Source organism: Serratia sp. TSA_7 (genome assembly GCF_052692135.1).
In genome coordinates, this window is sequence record NZ_JBQZFU010000007.1 from 155,511 (window position 1) to 171,853 (window position 16,343).

At 57.8% G+C, this 16,343-nt stretch carries 15 protein-coding genes; 3 read left to right on the forward strand and 12 right to left on the reverse strand.

Translation table 11 applies throughout. The annotated features are described in order from the left end of the window. Window positions 1–248 precede the first annotated feature (248 nt). From ACUTQW_RS19975 to ACUTQW_RS19985, 3 genes are read left to right on the forward strand one after another with little or no spacing between them, the layout of a single operon-like run. Window positions 249–1,331, forward strand: a complete 1,083-nt coding sequence (locus ACUTQW_RS19975) for a LacI family DNA-binding transcriptional regulator (protein WP_004952051.1) — start codon at window positions 249–251, stop codon at window positions 1,329–1,331. A 60-nt stretch (window positions 1,332–1,391) separates the two neighbouring features. After that, complete coding sequence (locus ACUTQW_RS19980) at window positions 1,392–2,417, forward strand: M4 family metallopeptidase (RefSeq protein WP_208904338.1); 1,026 nt, start codon at window positions 1,392–1,394, stop codon at window positions 2,415–2,417. After that, a complete protein-coding gene (locus tag ACUTQW_RS19985; protein ID WP_004952056.1) occupies window positions 2,417–2,758 on the forward strand; it encodes a protealysin inhibitor emfourin in 342 nt (113 codons plus the stop codon). The genes ACUTQW_RS19980 and ACUTQW_RS19985 overlap by 1 nt, the downstream gene beginning before the upstream one ends. 4 nt (window positions 2,759–2,762) lie before the next feature. Here the strand turns inward: ACUTQW_RS19985 and ACUTQW_RS19990 are convergent, their stop codons facing one another. The 12 genes from ACUTQW_RS19990 to pbpC all read right to left on the reverse strand — a co-directional run bounded on the left by ACUTQW_RS19990 (window position 2,763) and on the right by pbpC (window position 16,297). Further along, window positions 2,763–2,984, reverse strand: coding sequence for a zinc ribbon domain-containing protein (locus ACUTQW_RS19990; protein WP_062868286.1), 222 nt, complete (start codon window positions 2,982–2,984; stop codon window positions 2,763–2,765). 19 nt (window positions 2,985–3,003) lie between these two features. After that, window positions 3,004–3,960 carry an AEC family transporter gene (locus ACUTQW_RS19995; protein WP_004952059.1) on the reverse strand — a complete coding sequence of 319 codons (957 nt, stop codon included), beginning with the start codon at window positions 3,958–3,960 and terminating at the stop codon, window positions 3,004–3,006. A gap of 97 nt (window positions 3,961–4,057) precedes the next feature. After that, on the reverse strand, window positions 4,058–5,539 hold the full coding sequence (der, locus tag ACUTQW_RS20000) for a ribosome biogenesis GTPase Der (RefSeq protein WP_004952062.1): 1,482 nt from the start codon (window positions 5,537–5,539) through the stop codon (window positions 4,058–4,060). Between the two features lie 133 nt (window positions 5,540–5,672). After that, entirely contained in the window at window positions 5,673–6,854 is a 1,182-nt protein-coding gene (gene bamB / locus ACUTQW_RS20005; protein WP_004952064.1) for an outer membrane protein assembly factor BamB, read from the reverse strand. A gap of 11 nt (window positions 6,855–6,865) precedes the next feature. After that, window positions 6,866–7,486: a YfgM family protein gene (locus ACUTQW_RS20010; protein WP_325986899.1), complete on the reverse strand. Its 621-nt coding sequence runs from the start codon at window positions 7,484–7,486 to the stop codon at window positions 6,866–6,868. Between the two features lie 13 nt (window positions 7,487–7,499). Continuing rightward, a complete protein-coding gene (gene hisS, locus ACUTQW_RS20015) occupies window positions 7,500–8,774 on the reverse strand; it encodes a histidine--tRNA ligase (protein WP_004952068.1) in 1,275 nt (424 codons plus the stop codon). 139 nt (window positions 8,775–8,913) lie between these two features. After that, a complete protein-coding gene (ispG, locus tag ACUTQW_RS20020) occupies window positions 8,914–10,035 on the reverse strand; it encodes a flavodoxin-dependent (E)-4-hydroxy-3-methylbut-2-enyl-diphosphate synthase (RefSeq protein WP_004952070.1) in 1,122 nt (373 codons plus the stop codon). A gap of 46 nt (window positions 10,036–10,081) precedes the next feature. Beyond that, window positions 10,082–11,065 (reverse strand): cytoskeleton protein RodZ, encoded by a 984-nt coding sequence (gene rodZ, locus ACUTQW_RS20025; RefSeq protein ID WP_006327316.1) that lies wholly within the window; start codon window positions 11,063–11,065, stop codon window positions 10,082–10,084. Further along, window positions 11,055–11,801, reverse strand: a complete 747-nt coding sequence (gene pilW, locus ACUTQW_RS20030) for a type IV pilus biogenesis/stability protein PilW (protein ID WP_006327320.1) — start codon at window positions 11,799–11,801, stop codon at window positions 11,055–11,057. The genes rodZ and pilW overlap by 11 nt, the downstream gene beginning before the upstream one ends. 87 nt (window positions 11,802–11,888) lie before the next feature. Beyond that, window positions 11,889–13,085, reverse strand: coding sequence for a bifunctional tRNA (adenosine(37)-C2)-methyltransferase TrmG/ribosomal RNA large subunit methyltransferase RlmN (locus tag ACUTQW_RS20035; protein WP_004952075.1), 1,197 nt, complete (start codon window positions 13,083–13,085; stop codon window positions 11,889–11,891). A 279-nt stretch (window positions 13,086–13,364) separates the two neighbouring features. Beyond that, window positions 13,365–13,790, reverse strand: coding sequence for a nucleoside-diphosphate kinase (ndk, locus tag ACUTQW_RS20040; protein ID WP_004952077.1), 426 nt, complete (start codon window positions 13,788–13,790; stop codon window positions 13,365–13,367). Between the two features lie 182 nt (window positions 13,791–13,972). After that, a complete protein-coding gene (pbpC, locus tag ACUTQW_RS20045) occupies window positions 13,973–16,297 on the reverse strand; it encodes a peptidoglycan glycosyltransferase PbpC (protein ID WP_445654954.1) in 2,325 nt (774 codons plus the stop codon). Between the last annotated feature and the right edge of the window lie 46 nt (window positions 16,298–16,343).

Consider the following 16,343-nt stretch of genomic DNA (forward strand, 5'->3'; position numbering starts at 1 on the left):
TAACGCTCACAACCACATGATTTATTTTCATTTTATTTATAATTCAGCCGGTAAATTGGACTGATAAGTCTATAAAATTGGTGTACCAATGCAGACTAGCCAGCCGGGAGCGTGAGCGAAACGTGGTTTTTTGCAAAAACTTTCATAGGCAGCCTAAAAGCTCGCCATAATGGCGACCCAAGCCAGACAGTACGCTGAAAAAACGCGGTGAAAATATTTTCACCGGCAAATTTGAAGGAGATCACAGAATGAACGGAAAGCTGAAAATACAGGAAATCGCCCGCCAAACAGGGCTGTCGATCAGCACCGTTTCACGCGTACTCGCGGGCAAGTCCAACACCAGCGCCGAGGCGCGCCACAAAGTATTGGCCTGCGCCCAACAGAACGGCATCTTGCAAGGCCTGTCCAACGGCCGGCTGATGCTGAACAACGTCATGGTGTTTGCCCCGCAGCGCGCCTTCGACGTGCGCACCGACATCTTTTATCACAAGGTGATCCAGGGGATCACCGCCGCGCTGGCGGAACATGAGGTGCGCATCCGCTATTGCGGGCTCGAAGAGCAACACAGCGACGGCGCGCTGTTCCTGGAAAAAATGAGCGATCCGCAGACCGAGGCGGCGCTGATTATCGGCATCGACGACGAGCACATTCACCAGTTGGCCGCCGATCTGCACAAGCCCTGCGTGCTGATCAACTGCACCGATCGCCAGATGCGGCTGGACAGCGTCTCCCCCGATCATCAATTGATCGGCGAGTTCTCCGCCAATTATCTGATCCAACAGGGCCACAGCCATATTCTGAACCTGCAATGCCTGCGCCGACACACCATGGAGCTGCGGCTGGCGGGTATCAGGCAGGCCTATGCGCAGCACAACATCGCCTTTGACGAAGGCCGCCATCTGGTTACCACCTCCGGCTTCGGCAGCGAAGAAGCCGAGCAGGCGTTGACCACCTTTATCAATCAGGTCGGCCAGCGTTCGCAACTGCCGACGGCTATTCTCGCCGGGGGCGACTATATGGCGGTCGGTGCGGTCAAGGCATTGAACAAACTGGGGCTGAACGTACCGACGGATATCTCGGTCATGAGCACCGACGGTTTCAATCTGGCGGAAATTCATGATGTGCCGCTCACCTCGGTGCATGTGCCGCGAGACGAACTGGGGCATGAGGCGATCCAACTGTTGCAGCGCCGGATGCTGCGCGCAGACGCGCCGCCGTGCAACCTGCTGCTGCACGGAAAACTGGCGGTACGCGCCTCGGTCAAGCGCATCAGCCCGCACAAGACCAGCCCGGCGGTCAGTACCCACGATCATCGTCTTTACGATGTCTGAACTACACTTAGTGGTGGAATATTGACTTATTGAGGGTAATTTTGCCTAAGGAGAGCCACCATGCCGACCCTGACCGCACGTTCAGTCATCCCCCCTTATATGCTTCGCAGGATTATTGAACACGGCAGCGTACCGCAGCGCGACTGCGCATTGCACACCCTGAACCACGTCCAAAGCCTGCTCGGCAACAAGCCGCTGCGTGCGCCCGGCGCGCAAACCGCCAGCGGCGGCGAAGTCATCCGCGATATCTACGACGCTCAAAACGGCACTCAGCTTCCCGGCAAGCAAGTGCGCAACGAGGGCCAGGCCAGCAACCATGACGTGGCGGTGGACGAAGCCTATGACTATCTCGGCGTAACCTACGATTTCTTCTGGCAGGCGTTTGAGCGCAACTCGCTGGACAACAAAGGCCTGCCGCTGACCGGCAGCGTCCACTACGGCCACGAGTATCAGAATGCCTTCTGGAATGGCCAGCAGATGGTATTCGGCGACGGTGACGGCGAGATCTTCAACCGTTTTACCATCGCTATCGATGTCGTCGGCCATGAACTGGCGCACGGCGTAACCGAAAGCGAAGCCGGGCTGATTTACTTCCAACAGGCCGGCGCGCTGAATGAGTCTATGTCTGACGTCTTCGGTTCCTTGGTCAAGCAGTTCCACCTTAGGCAAACCGCCGATAAGGCCGACTGGTTGATAGGTGCGGGCCTGCTGGCCAAGGGCATCAACGGCAAGGGCCTGCGCTCGATGTCTGCGCCCGGCACCGCCTACGACGATCCGCTGCTGGGTAAAGATCCGCAGCCGGCCAACATGAAGGATTACATTCAGACCAAAGAGGATAACGGTGGCGTGCACCTCAACTCAGGCATCCCCAACCGTGCCTTCTATCTGGCGGCCACCGCACTCGGCGGCTTCGCCTGGGAGAAAGCCGGCTACGTCTGGTATGACACGTTGTGCGACAAAGCGCTGCCGCAGGATGCCGACTTCGCCACTTTCGCCCGTACTACGGTAAAACATGCACAGCAACGTTTTGATCGCACCGTGGCGGACAAAGTGCAGCAAGCCTGGCATCAGGTGGGGGTGGAATAATGAAACCCTTGCCGTCGCTCAATCAGGACACGGTCATTGAGCTGGCGCGTGAAGGCGGCTTCGCCTTTATTCCCAAACTGGCAGGCCAGCGGCGCATTGCGCTGGCCGATATTACGCCGGAGCAACGCCAACGCCTGAGCCAGTTATTGAATCAAACGCTGCCCTACGCGCAGGAAGAGGGAAAACCGGGTTCCCCCGGCTGCGGCGACCAGCGCTACTTTCGCGTGCAAATCAGCTATTACAGCCAGAATCTGTGCAGCGAAATCGTCTTGCTGATCCCGGAAACCAGCGCGCCGCAGGCGCTGGTGGACTTGTGGAAAACCGGTCAGGTGGATGAGTGAACGCTTACAACGGCTGATAATCAAATAGCACGCGCTTTTTGGAGATCAGCCCGTGGCCGTTCTGACACAGGTAATCCACCGCGCCGCAGGCCTTCAGCTCCTGCAACGGTTGCCCGCAGTCCGGGCAATGGGCCAATTGCCGATAATCGCGTTCGCAGGCGGCGCAATGGTAGTGACCATTCACCCACTCCATCGTTTGATCGCATTGCGGACAGTGCGCTTCCATACTGACTCCTGAACCTGAATTAGATGACGCCCCACGAGCGCAAGAAGTAGATCCCCAGCGCGGTGGTAAAAAACGAACCGACGGTGGTGATGGCAATAATATTCGCCGCCAGCGTGGCGTTGCCGCCCATGGCGCGCGTCATGACATAGCTGCCCGAGGCGGTCGGCGTGGCTGAGAACAGGAAGATAATCCCCAGCGCCGCACCGTGAAAGCCCCACAGCCAGCCGCCCAGCGTCATCAGTACAGGCACCAGAAACAGCTTGGCCGAAGATGACAACGCGGCAACGTTGGATGAACGGAACATGGCGCGCAGATCCAGGCTTGCGCCGGTGCACAGCAACGCCAGCGGCAGCGACAACCCGGAGATATAACTGCCGGTCTGCCGGATCACCTGCGGGATTGCCAGGCCGGTTTGCGCGAACAGCAGCCCGCACACCAGGCCGATAATCAGCGGATTGGTGACAATACTGCGCAGCAGCGACAAACGGCTGATCTTCTTGCCATGCCCGCCCTGCAAGCTGCGCGTCAGGGTAATCACCGACAGCACGTTAAACAGGATCACCGTGACCGTCAGGTACAGCGAACCCAGCGCCACCCCTTCGTCGCCATACGCAGTCATGGCGTACGCCAGCCCGACAATGGCGGTATTGGCGCGGAACCCGCCCTGCACGAACACGCCCCGTTCACGCGGTTCCTTAACCAGCCAGACCGCCGCCACCTCCAGCAGCAGGAAAGTGGCGATGGTGCCGATCGCCCCGTAGAGGACCAACGGCAGGTTACCCAGCAGTTGCGGATGACTGGTGGCGATGCTGAAGAACAGCAGGCAGGGCAGCGCCAGATTGAACACCAACCGTGTGGCGCCATCAATAAAACGATCGTCCATCAGCCGCCAGTGGCGCAACAATACGCCCAACAGCATCATTAACAAATTAGGTACGGTGACGCTGAACGCAAAACTCCAGGTTTCCCAAGACATGGTGTTCCTTCAACTGACGGCGACAATATGCAGATAATAGAACGACTTCGGGGCAATAAAAAAGAGCGCGGTATGGCTACCGCGCTCTTTTTGAAGATTACTTGCTTTTCTTCAGGTGGCTCATCAGGCGTTTACGTTTACGCATCTGGTTCGGCGTCAGCAAGTTGCGTTTGCCGGCGAACGGGTTGTCACCCTCTTTGAACTGGATGCGGATTGGCGTACCCATGACCTTCAGTGAACGACGGAAGTAGTTCATCAGATAGCGTTTGTAAGAGTCGGCCAGATCGCTCACCTGGTTGCCGTGGATCACCACGATCGGTGGGTTGTAACCCCCGGCGTGAGCATATTTCAGCTTCACGCGGCGGCCGCGCACCAACGGCGGCTGGTGGTCTTCGGCAGCCATCTGCATGATTTTGGTCAGCATGGAGGTGTTCACACGACGGGTCGCACACTCGTAGGCTTCCAGCACCGATACGAACAGATTGCCAACGCCGCTGCCATGCAGGGCTGAAATAAAGTGAATGCGGGCGAAATCGACAAAGCCCAGACGCAGATCGAGCATCTCTTTCACGTGCTCGCGATCTTCTTCGCTCATGCCGTCCCACTTGTTGACCACAATCACCAGTGAGCGCCCACTATTGAGGATAAAGCCGAGCAGCGAGAGATCCTGATCGGAAATGCCTTCGCGCGCGTCAACCACCAACAGCACTACGTTGGCGTCTTCAATCGCCTGCAGGGTTTTGATTACCGAGAATTTTTCTACGGTTTCCGTCACCTTGCCGCGTTTGCGCACCCCGGCGGTATCAATCAGCACGTATTCGCGCTCGTCGCGTACCATCGGGATATAGATACTGTCGCGGGTAGTGCCCGGCATGTCGTACACCACCACACGCTCCTCGCCGAGGATACGGTTAGTCAGTGTGGACTTACCTACGTTAGGGCGGCCAACGATCGCCAGCTTGATCGGCAAATCTTGCGGGTTGAAGTCGTCTTCCGGCTCTTCATCCTCCGGGATTTCGTCTTCCTGCTCAGCCCAGTAAGCGGCGTTGGCCTCTTCTTCGGTCAGCTCGACTTCTTCGGGTTTTTCACCGACAAACGGCACCAGCACGTGCTCGATCAGTTGCGCTACGCCACGGCCGTGCGAAGCGGCAATCGCATGCACGTCACCCAGGCCCAGCGAGTAGAAATCGGCGGTGGCCATGTCCGGATCCATGCCGTCGGTTTTGTTGGCGACCAGGAAGGTGGCTTTCTGACGGTTGCGCAGATGCTGGGCAATGCCCTGATCGGCCGGCATCAGGCCGGCACGCGCGTCGACCATGAACAGCACGATGTCCGCTTCTTCAATCGCCAACAGCGACTGGCCGGCCATACGCGTTTCCACGCCGTCTTCGGTACCGTCGATGCCCCCGGTATCGACGATAATAAATTCATTACCCTCAACTTCGGCACGACCATACTTGCGGTCTCGCGTTAGCCCGGGGAAATCCGCCACCAGCGCATCGCGCGTATGTGTTAAACGGTTAAACAAGGTGGATTTACCCACATTCGGGCGCCCAACCAGCGCGACGACAGGTATCATTGTGAAGCCTCATTACTTAATAATCAATGCGTTACTGCACCATGGGTAGACACCAGAAGTGCAGCTTATAAAAATACGAAACGGCCCCTGAACACTCAGGAGCCGTTTGCAAACCGTGCGATGACCGGCAGCGTTAGCGGGTGAAAGCGTAAACTTTTCCGCCTCGGGCCTGAATAACCAGCTTATCGCCAGCCACCATCGGCGCAGACAGGAAGCCGGAGCTATCCACTTCCTGCTGGGCAACAAAACGGCCGTCCGTGGTGTTGATCCAGTGCAGGTAACCTTCGGAATCACCGGTCACCAGATAACCATTATACATCACCGGCGGGGTCAGGTTGCGGTGCAGCAGATCGCTTTGCGTCCACACTGTTACGCCACCTTCGGTGCTCAGCGCTACCACGCGATCGTTCTGATCGATCAGGTAGATGCGGCCCGCGTCCACGATGAAGTCGTTCACGGAACCCAGTTCACGCTTCCACATGATCTGGCCGGAACGCAGATCCAACGCCGTCAGGTTGCCATTGTAACCTAATGCGTAGACAACGCCTTCAACAATCACCGGCGTCGTGTCCACATCGTTCAGGCGATCGATCTCGGTCGCGCCGCTCGGCTGGGAAATACGCTGTTGCCAGATCAACTGGCCCTGCTGCATCAGCACTGCGCTGACGCGGCCGTTATCACCGCCGACAATCGCCGCGCCGAAGGCAACGGCCGGAGCAGACTCACCGCGCAGTGACAGCGATGGCATGTCCAGGTTAACCGTCCACTTCACCGCGCCATCCGATTCGTTCAGCGCCTGCAGCAAACCGTTGGAGGTATGAATCAGCACCATGCCGTCGCTGATGACCGGGCGAGAAATCGCTTCGCCGGCCACCTTGGTCTGCCACGCCACTTTACCGTCTGCGGTATTCAGCGCGTAAACCACCGCCTTTTCACTGCCGACGTAAACTTTATCGCCCGCGACCGCCAGGCCGCCCGACAGCAATGCCGGCAGGTTGCTGGAGAAGAAGCCGGTTTTCTCGGAAAGATCGACCTTCCACTTTTCGTCACCGCTGTCGGCGTCCAACGCTTTCACGATACCGTGACGGTCGGCAGCATACAGTGTGCTGTCCTGGAAAGCGGGACGCAGGTGAGAATAAAACTCACCGATACCGTCACCTACCGAGGTGCTCCACGCCTTGTTCGGCGTGAACTGATTTTCAACTTTTGGCAGCGGCGACATGGTAACCACGTCTTCTTCACTGTTAAACAGCGAGCAACCACTCAGCAAGGCGACGGAAACCAGTCCGACCAAGAGTGTTTTACGCAATTGCATGGGAATTCCCCTTAGCTGGACAAGTTATTCAATTTCATGCGCAGCAAAACCTGCAGCGCCTGAGAAGCGTTGGACTCAATGCCTTTGCTGTAAGCCTCACGCGCACCTTTGGTGTCGCCTTTGGCCAGCAACGCGTCACCGCGTGCATCTTGCGCCATCGCCGCCCAACCTTCGCCTTTCACGCCATCCAGCGTTTTCAGCGCTTCATCCAGCTTTTTCTCCTGCAACTGGACACGCGCCAGACGCAGGCTAACCATCGCCAACAGGTTATCGTCTTTGGTCTGGCCCTGAGCCAGCACCAGCTGTTGCTCTGCCTTGGCAAAATCATTCTGCTCGACAAAGTGTTTCGCCAACTCCAGCGAGGCCAGTACGCCATAGCTATTGCTGTTGGTCTTGGCAAACGCCTCCGCAGCGGACACGTCGTCCGGCTTACCGGCAGCCAGACGATCGCTGGCTTCCTGGTAGGATTGGGACGCAGCCATCATGTTGGAGTTTTGGTGGTTCTGCCAGAAACGCCAGCCGACCAGGGCACCAATTCCGAGCACCACCCCCACCGCCAGCGCTTTGCCGTTTTCGGCAAAGAACCGACGCACGGCGTCGACTTGTTCGTTTTCAGTGGTATAGACTTCCACGGTGTCCTTCTCCTTAACCTAACATCGTTGCCAGACGCACTGCGACTTCGCTTTGCGCCAGCGTTTCTTGTTCACCACTGCGCAGGTCCTTAACCACCACCTGCTGTGCCGCGACTTCGTTCTCACCGAGGATCAAAGCGACGCGCGCGCCCCATTTGTCCGCACGGGTGATCTGTTTCTTAAAGTTGCCGCCGCCGTAGTTGGTCATTAATTTCAGCTGTGGTGCTGCATCGCGCACGTTTTCTGCCAACTGCATCGCCGCGCTTTGGGCGCCTGCACCGGAGGAGATAACGTACACGTCAATGGTCGCCGGGGCTTTGAAATCCGGATTAACTTCCTGAACCAGCAATACCAGACGCTCCAGGCCCATCGCGAAACCGACCGCCGGCGTCGCACGCCCGCCCAGTTGCTCGACCAAGCCATCGTAACGGCCGCCTGCACACACCGTACCCTGAGCGCCCAGACTGGTGGTCACCCATTCGAATACCGTACGGTTGTAATAGTCCAGACCGCGCACCAGGCGTTCATTGATGGTATATGGGATACCTGCCTGAGACAAAAGTTCACACAGGCCGTCGAAGTGGGCTTTGGATTCTTCATCCAGATACTCGGACAGGCGCGGTGCGTCGTTCAGCAAGGCCTGAACTTCCGGATTTTTGGAGTCCAGTACGCGCAGCGGGTTACTGTACATGCGGCGTTTGCAATCTTCGTCCAGCGTGTCTTTATGCTGTTCCAGGAACGCCACCAGGGCATCGCGGTAGTTGGCGCGCGCTTCCAGAGAACCGATTGAATTCAGCTCCAGATTCACGTGCTCGGAAATGCCCAGCGCTTTCCACCAGCGGGCGGTCAGCAGGATAAGTTCGGCGTCGATGTCCGGGCCTTGCAGGCCGAACACTTCCACACCCAGCTGATTGAACTGGCGATAGCGGCCTTTTTGCGGACGCTCATAGCGGAACATCGGGCCGATGTACCACAGACGCTGTTCCTGATTGTACAGCAGACCATGTTCGATGCCGGCGCGAACGCAGCCAGCCGTCCCTTCCGGACGCAGCGTCAGGCTTTCGCCGTTGCGATCCTCGAAGGTATACATCTCTTTTTCCACGACGTCGGTCACTTCGCCGATCGCGCGTTTGAATAACGGGGTCTGCTCTACAATCGGCAACCGGATTTCGCTGTAACCGTAGCTGCCCAGCACCTGCTTCAGTGTGCCTTCAATACGCTGCCATAATGCCGTATCTTCCGGCAGGTAGTCGTTCATGCCGCGAATGGCTTGAATGTTCTTTGCCACGTGATTTCTCTGTCCGTTGTCTATAAAAATGAACCCGATTATAGGGACTTTGCCGCCCCGTATTCAACGCGGGTGCCGCTTTCTGCCTCCCGGGTTCATAAACAAGCGGGCTAATCAGCCCGCCATGTAGCGATAACGCTTATTTTTCCAGCAGATTGACCGAGATGCGATTGCTTTCATCCATCATCGACGCCTTGGCGCGAATCTTCGCCTCCAGTTGGTCAATCATCTGCTCGTTGTCAAAACGCTCTTTCTGACGCACGCCGTCTTCGTAAAAACCGCTCTTGTTATGGCCACCGGTCACGCCCAGCGTGGAAACCAGCGCTTCGCCCGGCCCGTTGACCACACAACCGATAATCGAGATGTCCATCGGCGTGATGATGTCTTCCAGGCGTTGTTCAAGCGCGTTCACCGTACCTATCACGTCAAACTCCTGACGCGAACAGGTCGGGCAGGCGATGAAGTTAATGCCGCGCGCGCGAATGCGCAGCGATTTCAGAATATCGAAACCGACTTTCACTTCTTCCACCGGATCGGCCGCCAGCGAAATACGCAGGGTATCGCCGATGCCTTCCGACAGCAGCAACCCCAGGCCAATCGCCGATTTCACCGAACCGCTGCGCATGCCGCCGGCTTCGGTGATGCCCAAATGCAGCGGTTGATCGATACGCGCGGCCAACAGGCGATAAGATTGCACCGCCAGGAATACGTCGGAGGCTTTGACGCTGACCTTGAACTGATCGAAGTTGAGGCGATCGAGGATATCAACATGGCGCATCGCCGATTCGAGCAGCGCTTCCGGCGTAGGTTCGCCGTATTTTTCCTGAATGTCTTTTTCCAGCGAGCCGCCGTTCACCCCAATACGAATCGGGATGTTTTTATCGCGCGCGCAGTCCACGACGGAGCGGATACGCGATTCGTTGCCGATATTGCCCGGATTGATACGCAGGCAATCCACGCCGTACTCGGCAACCTGCAACGCAATGCGGTAATCGAAGTGGATATCGGCGACCAGCGGCACGTTAACCTGCTGCTTGATCAGCTTGAACGCCTCGGCGGCGTCCATGGTGGGAACTGAAACGCGGACGATATCTACGCCCACGCGCTCCAGCGCTTTGATCTGATTAACCGTTGCTTCAACATCGGTGGTACGGGTGTTGGTCATCGACTGCACGGCAATCGGCGCGCCATCACCAATAGGCACCTTGCCGACGTAAATTCGCGTTGATTTTCGACGGTTGATGGGCGCTTGGTTATGCATTACTTACTCTCCATTGTTGCTCTGGCTTCAGACAATGGCCGCGCAATTACTGCGCGGCAACGGTCAGACGAGCAACACGGTTTGATTTAACAAACCGGCTTAAATCCACCGGCTTACCTTGATATTGAATCTGTACTGCGGCCGGTGCGCCAATAGTCAGTTTATACGGCGCGGTGCCTGCCAGGTTCAGCTTGCCGCCGCTCTTTTGGGTGCCGCTGAACAACGTCTTGCCGCTGGCGTCGCTTACCTGCAACCAACAGTCGGAGGAGAAGTTCATCACCAGCGCGTTAGGATCTTCGGCCGGTGCAGCCAGGCCCGCTTCGCCGGTCGGCAGCGGGGCTTGCGCCGTCGGAGCCGCAGGCGTGGTCTCTGGGAGCGGAGCTTGGCTTGGCGAAACCACCGCAGGTTGCTGCGCGGTTTCACTGCCGGTTGCGGCCGGAGCCGGTGCTGCCTGTTGCGCAGGCGCAACGCCGGTATCTACCGGCGTTGAACCATTGTCAGCCAAAGGCGCGCTGTTGTCGGCATTGCTGTCGGTCAACGGCACGGATTGGCCTTCATTGTTTTGCGAAAGCTGGGCGGAAGATTGATCGGCCATGGTGGCGATCTCATCCTGCTGCGCCTTGTGGTTTTGCCACCACCAGGCGCCGGTCAGACCGACTACCACGAAAACAATCAGCCAGGTGAAGCTCATCAGCCAGCCGTCGCGTTTTTTGCGACGCTTGCCTAACGAGAAGCTCTGCATGGGCGCGACTTTTGCCACCTTCAGCGGAGCCTGCTTGGCCAACATCGGCAGCAGCTCATCTTCCGGCAAACGCACCAGCTTGGCGTAGGAACGGATATAACCACGCACGAAGGTCGAAGCAAGGTCTGCGGAGAGATTGTCTTCTTCTATGTCGCGCACGGTAGACATTTTGAGGCACAGGCGTTCTGCAACGGCCTGTTGACTCAACCCGAGTTCTTCACGGGCTTGACGCAGACGTTGGCCTGTCGTCATGGATACGGTTTTATCTTGGGAGGCTTCAGTATTCATTAGCTAAGAACTGCTGGTACTGTTTGGATTGTGGAAAACTTCGCGCTAGCTGCTTGCCATAACGTTGAACGCTATCCTGGCGGCCTGCTAACGCGGCGAAACGAATCTGTAACCATAAGCTGTCGGCACTGGCCGGCAGAACATGTTGATAACTATCCAATAAAAGTTGCGACTGAGCGCGCTTCCCTTCTCCAAATTGCTTTTCTGCCTCCACCAAAAGTGGAGTGCCTTTGTCCGGATCGACCTTCAGGGCGCGCGTTAACAAGGTGCGCGCTTCATCGTTCTGTCCGGCCTTGAGAAAACAGTAACCTGCGTTTTCCAGGCTGTCGGCAACCTGACCATAATCCGGTGCCAGTGCCGCGGCGCTAAACTGCTGTTGTGCCGGTACATACTGCCCTAAACTGCAGAGAAACGCACCGTAATTATTCAGCACGGTGCCATTGTTTGGCGCAAGTTTGAGCGCCTGCTGATAACGTTGTTCAGCCGCGCCATTTTCGCCAATCCGCTGCTCGTAAAGCGCCATGCCCAATTGGGTACGGTAATCCTGTGGGGCAGCGTCCGCCGCTTTTTCCAGATTCTGCCGCGCGGCGTTCAAATCGCCCTGCTTGAGATATTCCAGCCCCAGTTGCAAACGCGTCTGGCCCGCTTCAGGTTGCGCGTCTTTTTCCGGTGACGAACCGGAACAGCCGGCCAGTAAACCGGCCGCCAGCACCATGCCCCACAGATTCAGCTTCATGCCCGCATTCATTTCCTTATCTGATGTCATCTTGGTGTCTATTCACATAACAGACTGTTAGATAACAAAAAAATCATGCTATAGGATTCAGACCGCACGCACGTTGATAGGTTCCCCGGCCATTTTCTTTTTCAGGGTACGCTTGGTACGGTCGATCACTTCACCTGCCAATTGCCCGCAGGCGGCATCGATATCATCACCACGGGTTTTACGAACAATAGTCGTAAAGCCGTATTCCATCAACACTTTGGAAAAACGATCCACGCGGCTGTTGGAGCTGCGGCCATACGGCGCCCCCGGGAACGGGTTCCATGGGATCAGGTTGATCTTGCATGGCGTGTCTTTCAGAACCTCCGCCAGCTGGTGCGCATCGTCGGTACTGTCGTTGATATGATCCAGCATCACGTACTCAACCGTAACCCGGCCCTGATTGGCGTTGGATTTCTCCAGGTAGCGGCGTACCGCAGCCAGGAAGGTCTCGATATTGTATTTGCGGTTGATCGGCACGATTTCATCGCGGATCTTGTCGTTCGGCGCGTGCAGCGAGATCGCCAGCGCAACGTCAATCATATCGCCCAATTTGTCCAGCGCAGGCACAACGCCGGAAGTAGACAGGGTAACGCGGCGTTTGGACAAGCCGAAGCCGAAGTCGTCCAGCATGATTTCCATCGCCGGCACGACGTTGTTCAGGTTGAGCAGCGGCTCCCCCATGCCCATCATCACCACGTTGGTGATCGGGCGTTCGCCGGTGACTTTCAGTGCGCCGATGATTTTCGCCGCGCGCCACACCTGGCCGATGATTTCCGACACGCGCAGGTTGCGGTTAAAGCCCTGCTGAGCGGTCGAACAGAATTTGCACTCCAGCGCACAACCCACCTGGGATGACACGCACAGGGTCGCGCGATCGCCGTCCGGAATGAACACGGTTTCGACCTGCTGATCGCCTACTGTGATCGCCCATTTAATGGTGCCGTCGGCTGAACGCTGTTCTTCTGCCACTTCCGGCGCGCGAATTTCGGCGACGCTCTGCAGTTTGTTGCGCAGCACCTTGTTGATATCGGTCATCTGCTCAAAATCATCGCAGCAATAGTGGTATATCCACTTCATGACCTGATCGGCGCGGAAAGGTTTTTCGCCCATTTTGGCGAAGAACTCACGCATTTGCTGACGGTTCAAATCCAGCAGGTTAATTTTGGCCGCAGCCGGGGTTTCCGCGTTAACGGATTGAGTAGTCAGCGAATTATTTTCAGACACGATGTGCTCGGACGTGATGGGTTCTAACATGATGATCTCTGGCCTCGTTGTTACACGTTATGGCGCTAAAGAATGGAAAGTAAGTGTGCGTTTAAATCGCACTGAAAAACGCGCCCCTGACAAGACGACTCATCAGGGGCGCGGCATTGTACAAATTTTAGTAGCGGGTTGCCACGACTGAAAGGCATTCAGGGCATTTTTATTGTTTCAGCCGGTGAATGCTCATCGAGCCTCTGCAACCCACAACACAGAATACCTTATGGATTTCAAGTTGCAGCCAACATGCTGCGGCTTGAAAGACAGCCGGTATTAGCGTGGGCAGATTTCGCTTTCGTTGAAGAAGTAAGCGATTTCGCGCTGGGCAGATTCTACTGCGTCAGAACCGTGCACGGCGTTGGCCGTGAAGCTGTCAGCGTAGTCTGCACGCAGGGTGCCTGCCAGTGCGTTGTCCGGGTTGGTTGCGCCCATGATGTCACGGTTGCGCTGTACTGCGTTTTCAGCTTCCAGAACCTGAACCACGATTGGGCCTGAAGTCATGAACTCAACCAGACCGTCGAAGAATGGGCGGCCTTTGTGCTCAGCGTAGAAGCCTTCGGCTTGTTCGCGAGTCAGACGCAGCATTTTGGATGCGATGATTTTGAAACCGGCACGCTCGAAACGAGCGTAGATTGCGCCGATGTCGTTATTGGCTACAGCATTTGGTTTGATAATGGAAAAGGTACGTTCTACGGTCATGATGGCCTCTATATGGCTTCCAAAACTGACCGGTCTGCAATTAAACGCGTGCCGGCCTTCTTAAGTGGCGCAGATTATATGTGCGCCGTTAACGCTTGCCTACGGGAAAATCAACATTTCATTAAAAATTATTATCTTCATTCTTCACTGTGCGCCCTGCGGGCCGAAGGTGAAAAACCGGCTTAATCGAGGCTAAAACCGCGTAGCGCCACCTGACCACTCTCATCCAGCAGGCTGAGCTGGTAGCGGCCCGGCTGCGTCAGCGTCTGCAACAGCGACTCCCCTTCCCCCACCAACTGGCCGTTCAGGAACCACCAGCGCTGCCCGCTGCCTCCCTGGGCGCTAACCCGCAAATCAAGCGCATTTTTACCCGGCAAGCGACGCAGTATCGCGCCGTCGCGTACGCCCAGCATCAGCAGCGGCGGCGCCTCCTGTTGTTGCAAGGGCGGGCACAGCGGATCGACGGCCGGCAAACGTTGGGTGCGGCGTTCCGCCGGCGGCAACCACGGTTCCAGCGGCGTTGGCCACAGCGCCAAACGATGCGCCACCGCCCCCGGGCAATCCGCCGCCACGCGCAGCCCGCGAGCGTTCAGCCACACCAGGGGTTGGCTACCCAACGCGCTTTCCTGGCCCGGTGCAGACAGCGTCGGCGGCAGGGTTCCGTCGAGGATCCAGCTCAGGCGCCGCTGGCGACAGTTACTGTCCCCGGCGGCAAGCGGCTGCCCACCGGGCCAGCAGATCTCCGCGCGGCTGACGCTCGCCGGGCGCGGATCGGTCGGGATCCCTTGCCCGCGCTGGCGCAAAGAAGTCAGCAGCAAATTATTGACCTGGTTTAGCAACGGTACCGCCGTGGCGAAACCGAACTGCCCGGCCACCGGCGTGCCGTCCGGTCGCCCAACCCATATGCCCAGCGTGTAACGGGCGTTAACGCCAATCGCCCAGGCGTCGCGGTAGCCGTAACTGGTGCCGGTTTTCCACGCCAGCGGTACGCTGGCAGGCAGCACGTCATCCGGTAACGGGCGCGCTTCTCCCGCCAATATGCGCCGCACAATCCAGGCTGCGCCCGGCGACAGCAACTGGCGATCGTAAAGCCCTTGCCGAGGCGTAAAACGCAGCGGTGCCACTTTGCCTTGCCGGGCCAATGCGCTGAACCCGGCGACCAACTGATCCAAGCGCGCGCCGGCTCCGCCCAGAATCAACGCCAGGCTCGGTTCGGCGTGGGCCGGCAGCCGCAGCTCCACGCCTACGTTGCGTAAATTCGCGGCAAAACGTTTTGGACCGTAAGCCTCCAGCAACTGCACCGCCGGCAGATTGAGCGAGCGCGCCAGTGCCTCGCTGGCGCTGACCGGACCGTGAAAGCCGGTATCAAAATTGCCGGGCCGGTAATCGCCGAAGCGACGCGGCACATCCTGCAACAGCGATTCAGCGTGGATTAGCCCATCGTCCAGCGCCAGCCCATACAAAAAGGGTTTGAGCGTCGATCCCGGCGAACGCCATGCCGCCACCATATCAACATGACCAAAACGGCCGTTGTCATTAAAATCCAACGAACCCAGGTAGGCGCGCACCTTCATGTTGGTGTGATCGACCACCAGCACGCCAACCGAGGTTTTTTCCGGCAGCTGGCTCTTCCAGCCGCGCGCCAGTTCTTCAAGCCGTCGCTGTAACGTGGCGTCCAGCGTGGTCGTTACGACCTGGCTGCGGTTACCCTGCGTCATGCGCCGTGCCAGCAACGGCGCTAGCTGCGGCACCTGACGCGGCGCCAGCCACAAGGCTTCCTGACGAATTTCATTCACCTGCCGCGCCGGCCAAACGCGGTAATGCGCCAGCCGCTCCAGCACCTTGTCCCGTGCGGCCTGCGCCCGTTCCGGATAACGATCCGGCCGCAAACGGCTTGGCGCTTGCGGCAATACCGCCAGCAAGGCCGCTTCTCCACGCGTGAGTGCCGAAGGCGGTTTGCCCAGATAGGTCCAGCTTGCCGCGCCAATCCCCTGCAACGTGCCGCCATAGGGCGCCCGGTTAAGGTAGATTTCGAGGATTTGATCCTTAGATAAATGCCATTCCAGCTGTGCGGTACGCCACACCTGCCGTAATTTGCCGGCCAGCGTGCGCGGATGGGGATCGATAAGGCGCGCCACCTGCATCGACAGCGTACTGCCGCCGGAAACAATCTGCCCATTGCGCAGGTCCTGCCAGGCGGCGCGAGCCAGCGACAACGGGTTGATACCGGGGTGCCGATAAAACCAGCGGTCCTCATAGGTCAGCAACGCTTGCAGATAATAGGGCGACACCTGCTGCAACGTCACCGGATAACGCCACACGCCGTCGCCGTCGGCATAGCGCCACAGCGGCGTGCCGTCTTCCGCCACCACCACTCGGGCCATCTCGGCATCTTTCAGCGGCAACGGCCACAGCCGGTCCGCCAGCCACAGCAAAGCGGGCGGCAGTAAAATCACCAGCAGCCAAATTAACCCGCGGCGACGCAAATGGGCGAGGAAGAGAGTCATAAGGAAAACATCGCTCCCTTGCCCCGCCACCGGCTAAACCTCCGGG

Coding starts and splice junctions, on each gene's coding strand:
- der (WP_004952062.1), bottom strand. CDS start 5,539: ATGATACCTGTCGTCGCGCTGGTTGGGCGCCCGAATGTGGGTAAATCC.
- pbpC (WP_445654954.1), bottom strand. CDS start 16,297: ATGACTCTCTTCCTCGCCCATTTGCGTCGCCGCGGGTTAATTTGGCTG.
- ACUTQW_RS19985 (WP_004952056.1), top strand. CDS start 2,417: ATGAAACCCTTGCCGTCGCTCAATCAGGACACGGTCATTGAGCTGGCG.
- ACUTQW_RS19975 (WP_004952051.1), top strand. CDS start 249: ATGAACGGAAAGCTGAAAATACAGGAAATCGCCCGCCAAACAGGGCTG.
- pilW (WP_006327320.1), bottom strand. CDS start 11,801: ATGAAGCTGAATCTGTGGGGCATGGTGCTGGCGGCCGGTTTACTGGCC.
- ACUTQW_RS19980 (WP_208904338.1), top strand. CDS start 1,392: ATGCCGACCCTGACCGCACGTTCAGTCATCCCCCCTTATATGCTTCGC.
- ispG (WP_004952070.1), bottom strand. CDS start 10,035: ATGCATAACCAAGCGCCCATCAACCGTCGAAAATCAACGCGAATTTAC.
- bamB (WP_004952064.1), bottom strand. CDS start 6,854: ATGCAATTGCGTAAAACACTCTTGGTCGGACTGGTTTCCGTCGCCTTG.
- ACUTQW_RS20035 (WP_004952075.1), bottom strand. CDS start 13,085: ATGTTAGAACCCATCACGTCCGAGCACATCGTGTCTGAAAATAATTCG.
- ACUTQW_RS19990 (WP_062868286.1), bottom strand. CDS start 2,984: ATGGAAGCGCACTGTCCGCAATGCGATCAAACGATGGAGTGGGTGAAT.
- ACUTQW_RS19995 (WP_004952059.1), bottom strand. CDS start 3,960: ATGTCTTGGGAAACCTGGAGTTTTGCGTTCAGCGTCACCGTACCTAAT.
- rodZ (WP_006327316.1), bottom strand. CDS start 11,065: ATGAATACTGAAGCCTCCCAAGATAAAACCGTATCCATGACGACAGGC.
- ndk (WP_004952077.1), bottom strand. CDS start 13,790: ATGACCGTAGAACGTACCTTTTCCATTATCAAACCAAATGCTGTAGCC.